The sequence below is a fragment of the Planococcus sp. TJ-201 genome (genome assembly GCF_058268495.1).
In genome coordinates this window covers 75406-86348 of sequence record NZ_JBZDOG010000009.1, presented here as the reverse complement: position 1 = coordinate 86348, position 10943 = coordinate 75406, and the positions used below count along the sequence as shown (strand labels likewise).

The 10943-nt window shown below is 43.4% G+C and carries 11 protein-coding genes; 3 read left to right on the top strand and 8 right to left on the bottom strand.

Features of this window, described 5'->3' with window-relative positions; genetic code table 11:
- Window positions 1–607: 607 nt before the first annotated feature.
- A complete protein-coding gene (locus AC4EG4_RS17420) occupies window positions 608–1474 on the bottom strand; it encodes a nucleotidyltransferase-like protein (protein WP_490979973.1) in 867 nt (288 codons plus the stop codon).
- Window positions 1475–1735: 261 nt separating this feature from the next.
- On the opposite strand from AC4EG4_RS17420, the gene AC4EG4_RS17415 reads away from it, so the two are divergent.
- Window positions 1736–2089 carry a YgzB family protein gene (locus AC4EG4_RS17415; RefSeq protein WP_490979974.1) on the top strand — a complete coding sequence of 118 codons (354 nt, stop codon included), beginning with the start codon at window positions 1736–1738 and terminating at the stop codon, window positions 2087–2089.
- Between the two features lie 91 nt (window positions 2090–2180).
- On the opposite strand, the gene perR is transcribed toward AC4EG4_RS17415, so the two are convergent.
- The 4 genes from perR to bcp form a co-directional block, all read right to left on the bottom strand.
- Window positions 2181–2624 carry a peroxide-responsive transcriptional repressor PerR gene (gene perR / locus AC4EG4_RS17410; RefSeq protein WP_490979975.1) on the bottom strand — a complete coding sequence of 148 codons (444 nt, stop codon included), beginning with the start codon at window positions 2622–2624 and terminating at the stop codon, window positions 2181–2183.
- 121 nt (window positions 2625–2745) lie between these two features.
- A complete protein-coding gene (locus AC4EG4_RS17405) occupies window positions 2746–3297 on the bottom strand; it encodes a cob(I)yrinic acid a,c-diamide adenosyltransferase (RefSeq protein ID WP_490979976.1) in 552 nt (183 codons plus the stop codon).
- A gap of 2 nt (window positions 3298–3299) precedes the next feature.
- Window positions 3300–4241 (bottom strand): D-2-hydroxyacid dehydrogenase, encoded by a 942-nt coding sequence (locus AC4EG4_RS17400; protein WP_490988532.1) that lies wholly within the window; start codon window positions 4239–4241, stop codon window positions 3300–3302.
- Between the two features lie 14 nt (window positions 4242–4255).
- On the bottom strand, window positions 4256–4732 hold the full coding sequence (gene bcp, locus AC4EG4_RS17395) for a thioredoxin-dependent thiol peroxidase (RefSeq protein WP_490979978.1): 477 nt from the start codon (window positions 4730–4732) through the stop codon (window positions 4256–4258).
- A 125-nt stretch (window positions 4733–4857) separates the two neighbouring features.
- On the opposite strand from bcp, the gene AC4EG4_RS17390 reads away from it, so the two are divergent.
- Together AC4EG4_RS17390 and AC4EG4_RS17385 are read left to right on the top strand one after the other, a co-directional pair.
- The gene (locus tag AC4EG4_RS17390) at window positions 4858–6144 is read left to right on the top strand and encodes a glutamate-1-semialdehyde 2,1-aminomutase (RefSeq protein WP_490988531.1); all 1287 of its coding nucleotides are present in this window, start codon (window positions 4858–4860) and stop codon (window positions 6142–6144) included.
- A gap of 40 nt (window positions 6145–6184) precedes the next feature.
- Window positions 6185–7270: an FUSC family protein gene (locus AC4EG4_RS17385; protein ID WP_490979980.1), complete on the top strand. Its 1086-nt coding sequence runs from the start codon at window positions 6185–6187 to the stop codon at window positions 7268–7270.
- Between the two features lie 36 nt (window positions 7271–7306).
- On the opposite strand, the gene AC4EG4_RS17380 is transcribed toward AC4EG4_RS17385, so the two are convergent.
- The 3 genes from AC4EG4_RS17380 to AC4EG4_RS17370 all read right to left on the bottom strand — a co-directional run bounded on the left by AC4EG4_RS17380 (window position 7307) and on the right by AC4EG4_RS17370 (window position 10917).
- Window positions 7307–8158 carry an ABC transporter permease gene (locus AC4EG4_RS17380; RefSeq protein ID WP_490980046.1) on the bottom strand — a complete coding sequence of 284 codons (852 nt, stop codon included), beginning with the start codon at window positions 8156–8158 and terminating at the stop codon, window positions 7307–7309.
- Window positions 8159–8211: 53 nt separating this feature from the next.
- Window positions 8212–9216: an ABC transporter permease gene (locus tag AC4EG4_RS17375; RefSeq protein WP_142829938.1), complete on the bottom strand. Its 1005-nt coding sequence runs from the start codon at window positions 9214–9216 to the stop codon at window positions 8212–8214.
- An 84-nt stretch (window positions 9217–9300) separates the two neighbouring features.
- Complete coding sequence (locus AC4EG4_RS17370) at window positions 9301–10917, bottom strand: ABC transporter substrate-binding protein (RefSeq protein WP_490979981.1); 1617 nt, start codon at window positions 10915–10917, stop codon at window positions 9301–9303.
- Window positions 10918–10943: the final 26 nt, after the last annotated feature.

Here is a 10943-nt window from a genome sequence, read left to right as displayed (position 1 = left end):
GTTTCGCGGTCCGAAGACGCGCGATTCGCTCGTGATCTGCATAACGCTGATCAGTAGTTTTGCGCGGGCCGTTTTGCGCGGCCGTTGCGTTTTGTTGACGTTTTGCTGTTCAGTTTTCAAGGTTCAATGTGTCCGTCCTGTAAAAGCAACTTCTCTAAGTTATCACCGTTTGATGAAAGAGTCAAGCCTTTTTATTATTGCGAAAAACTTAATTTCTCTTAGCGACGTGTATTATCATAATACATTTCATTGGAGAATGTCAACGATTAAAGCAAAAAAAGTTTAAACATCGTAAATAAAAAAACAAACATCTCATCAAATCATTATTCCTTTACTTTTTAAACCATTGGTGCCACAGAAAAAAGAAGCCGTTGACGGAGTCCGAATAGACAGATTCCAGCAAGGGCTTCTCTACTTCCTTCATATAATACTTTATTAAGAAACATCGTATCTATTTACTCTTAAGTACCGCAGCAGGATTATGCTACCCGCTTTTTCAGTTATCAATCTTACTAAAACAAAACTCCAGCTTGAATCACCAGTAAATGCACCATGCTAAACTTTTCGTTCCCAAGAAAAAGTGAAAAAAATCACCACTCACTCTTTTTTATTTTTTTACATAATAATAGCGATGGAAGATCCCCTCACTTTTAGTGGTAACCCCGTTAATAAAAATCAAGTCTTTATCTATCAGGTATTCAATAAATACTTCCAGATTAGACGAATAGTTTTTTAACTCTTCCTGTTCGTGCAATTCCTGTATTGTCCAGCTGCTTTGCTTTTCCATAACTTCTCTTATATGGAGAGCGCCGTCCTGCGTCCGTGAATGGATATAAAACTCACTAGCCAGAAATAAAAGTTCCAGACGTTTGTCGATGGGCTCGTCGCTGGATATCAATTCTTCGTAAAGCTTATAGATAGCAGGTTCCATTTGCTTCACCTGAGACCAGACCGTCACTTCTGGCGGCAACCCATTTTCAAGCACAGCCAGCCGCGCTAAATGATGCAATGACTCCACCATGTGATGATAGGCATCCATGTAATTTTTTTCTTCGAAGAAAACTTTCCCTTCCATATAGCGGCGTATCAGCTTGGCAAATTCTATGCCCATCTTAATTTTCCGGCCATAGAACGGATAGTCTTTCAATTCCGTTTTCAGCTTTTCCATGAATTCATTGCGGTCATAAATAACACGGCCGTAAAAAAGCCAGTCAACGATTTTCCGGTTCGTGCCCAGCAACAGCCATTTATGTAGTTGTTTTTCCGTAACGATGTGCATAGCGGCCTTTTTATCTAGATACGTATAATGCTTAGTAAAAACAGGTGTTTCGTTTTCCTTGGTGATGATCAGCAGAATCGAATCAAAGGTGTCTGTTATCTGGCTGACCTTTTCTCTCTTCTCTACTAGAATCACCCCAAGTGTACTTTCTTGGCTGGCGCGTTCCTGATAAATGGGTCGTAGGATTTGTTCCATCAATTTTCACTCCTTGCTGTCTTTATCGCATTCCGCTATAAACCAAACAGCATGAATGCCAATGAACTGCAGCGCGTTCGATTTCCCCTTTAGTCTGCCGGGATTCCCGTTCTCTGTTTCTCAGACATTGAAACCAGGTGTACTGGCTTCCGCTTTTCTTTATTTCGACATATTTATTGCCAATTCCTTCATTTGAAAACCGATATCACTTTTTAAGGGTATTTATGATATAGTATGATGGATGCAAGGAGGAAATAAACCATGAAACCTTATAAAAATAAAATCAATCGCATTCGGACGTTTGCATTAGCGCTTATTTTCATCGGAATCGTCATCATGTATGTCGGCATTTATTTCAGAAATTATCCTGTTGTTATGGTAATTTTCATGCTGCTGGGTGTTGTCGCGATTATCGGAAGTACAGCTGTCTACGGTTGGATCGGTTTGCTGTCTATGAAAACTGTTCCCGTCCAATGTCCTAATTGTGGAAAACATACAAAAATGCTTGGCCGTGTAGATATCTGCATGCACTGCAATGAGCCGTTAACGATGGACCGTTCGCTTGAAGGAAAAGAATTTGATCAGGACTACAACAAAAAAAGTTCACAACAATAAAAACACCCGGCGAATCAAAACTTCGCTGGGTGTTTTTGCATCAAAAAAGAAGCTTCCTGCTAGCTAGCGAGAAGCTTCTTTGCTTACAAAATTATTGGGCTTTTGCCGTTTTTCCTAAGCACCCCTGGCATGTTCCATAAATTTCGAGGCGATGATAATCTACTTGGAATCCTGTGACATGGGAAGCTAAATGTTCAACTTCATCCAGTCCTGGATAATGGAAATCAACTATTTTTCCGCAATCGTTGCAGATAATATGATAATGGTCGTGTGTAACAAAATCGAAACGGCTTGAAGAATCTCCATACGTCAATTCTTTGACCAGTCCCGCTTTTCTAAACACGCGTAAGTTATTGTAAACAGTTGCAACACTCATATTAGGAAACGTTTTTTCAAGCGCGCGATAAATGTCATCCGCTGTTGGGTGCGTTGTAGAATGAATCATGTACTCCAAAATCGCGTGGCGTTGGGGTGTGATTCTTACACCTGTTGACTTCAAAGCATCAAGCGCGTCTTTTAATTTTACTTCAGACATCGCTGTGCACCTCACTTCATAGATATTCTTACATTATAATCGTTATAAACAGTGTACCTAATGAGTGTGGTGGATGTCAAGAAATCACTATAGTGCCGCCGTTTGCCACGCATGATTCGGTTTATTTTTCGTGCAGCCCTTTTTCTTTACGCCCAAGACGTTGGTTGACTAGACGTGCTGCGACGAACAAAAAGTCGGACAAGCGATTTAAATAAGCCAGAACGTTCGGGGGAACATCGGACCCAATCGACAAAGCCGTACGTTCAGCTCTTCGGACAACTGTTCGTGCCACATGAAGAGCGGCACCGGACGGATGACCTCCCGGCAGGATGAAGTTGCTGAGCGGCGGAACCTCAGCATCGTACAGATCGATCCATTGCTCGAGCTTAAAAATATCCTGTTCTTCTAATTTCCATTTCACTTCTTTTCCTTTGGGCGTAGCCAGTTCGGCGCCTACATGGAATAAAGTCGTTTGGATTTCATGAAAAACTTCGCAAAGCGCTTCTTTTTCCTCAAAAAACTCGGCATTCATGTGCCCAATTGCCAGGCCGATCAATGAATTCGCTTCGTCACACGTTCCATATGCCTCAACTACCGCATCGTTCTTTGCAATCCGTGCGCCATAAACCAGTGAAGTCGTTCCTTTATCGCCAGTTTTCGTGTAAATTTTCATGCTCAATACCCCTTTTCCATATTGACCAGATTTGCCGGGACGCTTTGGTCAGCGAGCCATTTTTTGAGATCCGGAATAAAGAGATCCAGTGCGCGTTCCACATACTTGCCGGAGTGGCTGGAAACATGAGGCGACACAACTACATTGTTCATCGCCCAATAAGGATGATTTGCCGGCAGCGGTTCCTGCTCGAAAACATCCAATACCGCATAGGCAATCTCTTCTTTTTGCAGCGCTTCAAGAAGAACGTCATCCAACACCAAGTCTCCTCTTCCAAAGTTCATGAAAATGGCGGTGTTTTTCATTGCGCTGAAATGGTCTTTTGTTAACAAGTATTTCGTTTCCTCGGTACTCGGCAAAATTGAAAGCACATAATCTGCTTGGGGAAGCTTGTCCAAAATATTTTCAAAAGAGACCATTTCATCCATATGCGAAGCTTGTTTTCCAGAACGGTTGCAGCCGATTGTACGGACACCGAACGCTTGAAGCAAACGGCCGATTTCAGAACCAATGGCGCCAGGCCCCAGAATGAGCGCTGTCGACCCATGCAACTCGGATGAACGGACTTTTCGATTCCATTCCTGGTTGCGCTGATTTTCATAAATCGCCGGAAGTGACCGTTTTACCGACAATAAATGAGCCAAAGCAGATTCAGCCATCGGTATTTTGTGGATGCCTTTCACATTGGATACAGTTATGCCGCGTTCTGCAATAGCTTGATGAGGCAGCTTTTCAATGCCGGCACTGGCAACCATAATCCATTGCACTTTTTCAGCAGTTGCAATATCTTCTGCTGTCAGGTCTTCCCCGTACGTCACAATAATGTCGGCAGACGCCAAACGCGTTTTATCTTTATAAAGAAAATGGAATTCAACTTGCGGAAATTCAGTTTTCAGTCTCTGCTGTTGATCTTCTTTTGGAATAAATGTAAAGAGAATTTCCATGCTTGTCCCCTTTCTTACTGATTGCTGACCGTTTTCAAAGTTTCCAGTACGTCCTCAATATGATTCGGAACTTTTACTTTGCGCCATTCTTTTACTACCGTTCCTGTCGGATCGATCAAATAGGTCGCGCGTTCAATGCCCATGAATTTTTTGCCGTACATATTTTTTTCAACCCATACACCATAATCTTCCGAAACGTGGTGATCTTCGTCTACCAAGAGCGAAAATGGCAAGCCATGTTTTTCAATAAACTTATTGTGCTGGTCTTCTGAATCGGCGCTGACACCCAAAATAACGGCATCTAGTGCTGAAAAATCTGCCTGTGCATCACGAAAATCACATGCTTGTGTTGTACAGCCAGGTGTCATATCTTTTGGATAGAAATAAAGAACCACATATTTTTTGCCAGAAAAATCTTTCAGTGAAACTGTTTCTCCTGCCTCATTTTTTAATGAGAATTCTGGTGCCAGTGTACCTTCCAATGCAGCCATCTTCATCACTCCTTTTCTTTTCTCTATCGTACCGAACCAGGGCGCCAGTTTCAATTTCTTTGGCGTTTCCGAACGACTTTGTCTACAATAAGGAATAGATTAATCAATAGGAGGCAATTTACCCAATGAATCATTCGACATCAGAGGAACTTCACGCAGAAGCATTAGAACATATCGTAGGTGGCGTTAACAGCCCATCCAGGTCTTTTAAAGCGGTAGGCGGCGGATCTCCCATCGCCATGGAACGTGGAAAAGGCGCTTATTTTTGGGACGTTGACGGCAATAAATACATCGACTATTTGGCGGCTTATGGTCCCATTATTACCGGACATGCGCACCCGCATATCACGCAGGCCATTACACATGCAGCAGAAACCGGACTGTTGTACGGTACGCCAACGCGCCACGAAATCACTTTCGCCAAGATGCTGAAACAAGCAATGCCGAACATGGATCGTGTTCGTTTCGTCAACAGCGGGACCGAGGCAGTCATGACGACGATCCGTGTAGCACGCGCTTATACCGGCCGGACCAAAATCATGAAATTTGCTGGCTGCTATCATGGCCATTCCGACTTGGTTCTTGTCGCTGCCGGGTCGGGTCCTGCGACACTCGGTACACCGGATTCGGCCGGTGTACCAAAATCAATCGCCGAAGAAGTGATCACCATTCCTTTCAACGATCCGCAGGCATTCTCAGAAGCAATGGAGCAATGGGGCGAAGAAATTGCCTGTCTCTTAGTCGAGCCGATTGTCGGGAACTTTGGGATCGTTGAACCGAAACCAGGCTACCTCGAGGAAGTTCACCGCATTGCTCATGAAAAAGGGGCCTTGATTGTTTATGATGAAGTCATCACAGCTTTCCGCTTCCAATACGGCGGGGCTCAAGACATGCTCGGCTTAGTGCCAGACCTGACAGCACTTGGAAAAATCATCGGCGGTGGGCTTCCAATTGGCGCTTATGGCGGGAAAAAAGAGATTATGGAAACAGTAGCTCCTTTAGGACCTGCCTATCAAGCAGGCACGATGGCAGGCAATCCCGCATCAATTCAAGCCGGCATTGCTTGTTTAGAAGTACTTCGCGAAGAAGGCGTTTATGAGAAAATGGACAAACTCGGCGCTCAGCTTGAGAAAGGCATTTTAGCTGCTGCTAAAGAATTTGGTGTGACCATTACCGTTAATCGATTAAAAGGTGCGCTGACCATTTACTTTACCGATGTAACCGTCGAAAATTACGAACAAGCAGAAGCAACAGATGGGGAAATCTTTGGCCGCTTCTTTAAATTAATGCTCGAACAAGGAATTAATTTGGCTCCCTCCAAGTACGAAGCGTGGTTTTTAACGACTGAACATACAAAAGAAGATGTGGAAGTTTCCATTCAAGCCGTCCGCGAAGCATTTAAACAGTTATAATTAGTAAAAATCATATTATGAGGAAGGAGTCCTTGAGTCAATGAGATTAGGTGCACGTATTCTAAAAACCGGCGTGGCCATTTCTTTGGCCTTGTTTTTGGCCAACTTATTGGAATTGCCTTCTCCTGTTTTTGCCGGCGTCGCGGCTATTTTCGCTATCCAGCCCTCTATTTATCGCTCTTATCTTACTTTGCTCGATCAGATTTATGGAAATTTGATTGGCGCAGCCATTGCTATTATTTTCGTCTTGACGCTTGGCAGCAATTACTTAACGATCGGTGCGGCCGCAATTTTAGCGATTGCACTTATGTTGAAGTTAAAACTGGAAAATACCGTTCCGTTAACTCTGGTCACCATTATCATCATTATGGATTCCCACTCCAGTAATTTCTTGACATTTGCTTCTCTGCGAATCGGTACGGTCATGCTTGGTATTCTATCGGCCTTTGTGGTGAACATGATTTTCCTGCCACCCAAATACGAAACACGGCTCTTCACGTCCATCCATGAGGTCAGCGAAGAAGTCATTCGCTGGATCCGAGTATCGATCCGCCACGCATCTGATCATGCATCGGTTAAAGAAGATATCGAAAAATTAACGGAAAAGCTATTAAAAGTCGATCAATGGTATTTGTTTTACAAGGAAGAACGCAGCTACACCAAAAAACAACAATATGCCAAAGCACGTAAATTGGTGCTTTATCGTCAAATGATTGCCACCTCCAAAAAAAGCTTGGAAGTTTTGAGGCGTTTGAATCGCTTTGAAAATGAATTGATGGAACTACCCGAGCACTTTCACATGATGGTCCAAGAGCGACTGGAAAGTTTAGCGAGCTACCACGAACAGCTTTACATGAAATACGTCGGCAAACTGCGGCCAGATCATAGCGAAGGATCTGGTGCAGATGCCATTATGAAACGCAATGAAGTCATGACCATTTTTGTAAAAGAAATCAATTTGGCACACGAAGAAAATGATGATGAGTTTTCGGTTTATCATTTAATGCATGTGCTATCGGCAATATTGGATTACGAAGAACAACTGGAACATTTGGATTTGCTGATTATTGCATACTTGAATTACCATTCAGAAGAAGTTGACAGCGATCTTGAAGACGCGATATAAAAAAACGTGTGGGGCCATGGGCCTCACACGTTTTTTTTATGACTTCATTCGCGGATCTAATGCGTCGCGCAAACCATCGCCCATTAAGTTAAAACCAAGCACGGTTAACATGATGGCAACCCCAGGGAAAATCATGGTCCAAGGCGCATTCGTCAAATACGAACGCGAATCTGCCAGCATCTTGCCCCATTCTGGTGATGGAGCCTGTGCTCCAAGTCCAAGGAACCCAAGCGCTGCCGCTTCAATAATAGCAGTCGCAATGGCGAGTGTCCCTTGGACAATAACTGGTGCCATCGAATTTGGCAGGATATGCGATACCAAAATCCGATTATCTTTCATGCCGATTGCTTTTGCCGACATAATGTATTCATCTTCTTTGATGCTCAATACTTTGGAACGGATCAACCGGCCAAAGTTTGGTACGTTGATGATTGCAATCGCGATCAAAGCGTTGCGCAATGACGGTCCAAGAACCGATACAACTGCAATTGCCAATAAGATACTTGGGAATGCCAGCATGATATCGAAGATGCGGGAAATAATTGTATCCACCCAGCGCCCGTAATAACCAGCTAAAATTCCTAGAATACTTCCGACAACCACCGAACCGATTACCGCTAAAAATCCGACCCATAATGAAATTCGAGCGCCGTATACAACACGGGATAAGATATCCCGGCCAAAATCGTCCGTCCCCATCCAATTTGTAGAAGAAGGAGGCATAAGCCGTTGAGACAGATTTTGTTCATTGATGCCTTGCGGTGTAAGAAGCGGTCCAAAAATGGCGAGCAGAATAAAGAAAATGACAATCCCCATTCCGACAACGGCTACTTTACTTTTGCGAAAACCACGCCAAGCTTCTTTCCAAGGACCTGCGACTTTTTGCATTTCCGCTTCTTCTTGTTTGATTACTGTTTCAGCCAATGTACGTCTCCTCCTTCCTAATCATATTTAATGCGTGGGTCGACCAAGCCGTATAGCAGATCGACAAATAGATTGATCATAACAAAGATAAACGCGACAATTAAAATGCCTGACTGAATAACTGGATAATCACGGAAGCCAATTGCTTCGTAGATATACCGTCCAATTCCAGGCCAACCGAAAATGGTTTCTGTCAAAATGGCTCCGCCAAGCAACAGTCCCATTTGAAGTCCGATAATCGTCAATACAGGAATAATGGCGTTTTTAAGTGCGTGCTTGTAAACGACCCAAAACATCGATAAGCCTTTCGAACGAGCCGTGCGGACATAATCTGATCGCATCACTTCTAGCATACTTGAACGCGTCATTCTGGCAATAATCGCCATCGGTATTGTCGCTAGCGCCGTTCCCGGCAATACTAGGTGTTTCAAAACCGTAGCCAATTGATCGAAGTCTCCTGCAATTAAGGTATCAATTACATAAAAATTGGTGATGACGTCTACAGGATCCCGAACGTTTTCACGCCCCGTTGTTGGAAGAATTCCAAGTTCAATAGAGAAAATCCATTGATTCATTAAACCTAACCAGAAGATGGGCATAGATACACCAATCAATGCAACGATCATTGCCGTGTAATCAAACCAAGAGTTCTGGAACCAGGCTGAAATAATGCCTGCATTGATTCCGATTACAACTGCAATAATAATAGCAAATAAAGAAAGTTCAATTGTTGCCGCTAAATAAGGCCATACTTCATCTACTACAGGAGTTCGTGTACGAAGTGACTCTCCTAAATCTCCTGTTACCAGTCCTTTTAAGTAATCAAAGTACTGAATGTACCAGGGATTGTCTAACCCCAAATTTGTTCGTAATGCTTTTATCGCTTCTTCGGATGCTTGCTGGCCAAGGATGACTTGTGCAGGATCACCAGGAATTGCGCGGATGATCATAAATACGATAAATGTCATACCGAGTAAAACTGGGATTAACTGTAGAAGCCGCCTGCCGATATAGTGAAGCATCTTCTTCACCTCTCCATCTCTTGCAATATGTATAACAGGAAGAAAAAAGGGAGGAAATCATCCGACTTCCTCCCTGAGTATTGCCTACTCTAAATCTACTGAAGCCAATTTGTCAGAACCTGTTGGATGTGCTTTGAAATTGATTACGTTACTACCACCAGCAAGTAGCGGGGTAGAGTGCGCAAGCGGTACCCATGGAGCATCTTCATGGATGATTTCCTGAGCTTGCATGTACAATTCATTTCTCAGGTCTTCGTCTACTTCTGATTGCGCCTGGATTAAGACATCATGCAGTTCTTGATTTTCGTAATATGTGTAGTTATTTGTACCGACATTGTCTTGGTCAAGCAATGCATAAAGGAAATTGTCGGCATCGCCGTTATCGCCAGTCCATCCCAATAGGAATGCATCAGCTTCTCCGTTTGCAGCTTTTTCAAGGTAAGTCGCCCACTCGAATGACACGATTTCAGCAGTTACGCCAACATCAGCCAAGTTCTTTTGAATGGCTTCTGCCACTTTTTGGCCATCCGGCATATATGGACGTGGAACTGGCATTGCATAAAGTTCCATCTCAAAGCCGTCTGGGAAACCAGCTTCAGCCAATAATTCTTTTGCACGTTCAGGATCAAATTCATAACCTTCAATACTGTCGTTATAGCCACTGATTACCGGTGGAATCGGGTTTTTCGCTACTTCAGCACGGCCTTCGTAAAATGCGTCTACAAGTGCCTGCTTATCGATTGCATGGTTAAATGCCTGACGCACTAAAGGATCGTCGAAAGGTTCGCGTGTTACCGTCATGCCAAGGTAGCCAACGTTCATAGATGGACGTTCAAACAATTGGAGGTTTTCATCTGCTTCGATTGTCGCACCATCAGAAGGTGTGATTCCGTCTGCCAAATCAATTTCTCCTGATAGTAAAGCGTTTAAACGAGCTGAGTTATCTGGAATCGCGCGGAATACCACTTGATCCAATTTCGGCTCGCCTTCTACCCAATAATCATCAAATTTTGCAATTGTGATTGTGTCATTGCGTTTCCATTCAACAAATTCGAATGGTCCTGTCCCGACTGGATTATCGCCGAAAGTATCGCCTGCTGCTTCAAATGCAGTTGGTGATGCAATCGCAAATGGGCTCATTGCCAAGTTTTTAAGGAATGGTGCCTGAGGACGTTTTAACGTGAAGACCACTTCATAATCACCTGTTGCTTCAACAGATTCGATAACATGTCCTTCATCATCGCCATATCCGCCAAACATAGAACCGTAATAAGGGAATTGTTCGCCGTCACCAGCTGCCCAGCGTTCAAAGTTCTTCACTACTGCTTCTGCATTAAAATCAGTATCATCATGGAATTTAATGCCTTCTGTCAATGTGAATGTATACGTCAAGCCATCTTCGGAAGCTGTCCATTCAGAAGCCAACGCAGGTTCGATTTCTGTATCCTGTTCACCGAAGTTTACCAATGTATCAAAAATGTTTTTTGTCACTTTAAAAGATTCACCGTCTGTAACTGTAATTGGATCAAGAGATACCGAATCGCCTCCGCGCCCAAAAATCAATGTTTTCTCTTCTGCAGATTCACCTTCACTGCCGCTTTCGCCGTTTTCTGATGCATCATCAGAGCTACAGCCATAAAGAGCTGTCGATACTAATAACAGCAACAGAAATGCCCATGTTAAGAACTTTTTCTTCCCCAAATTAACCCCTCCATTTTTTCTATTTA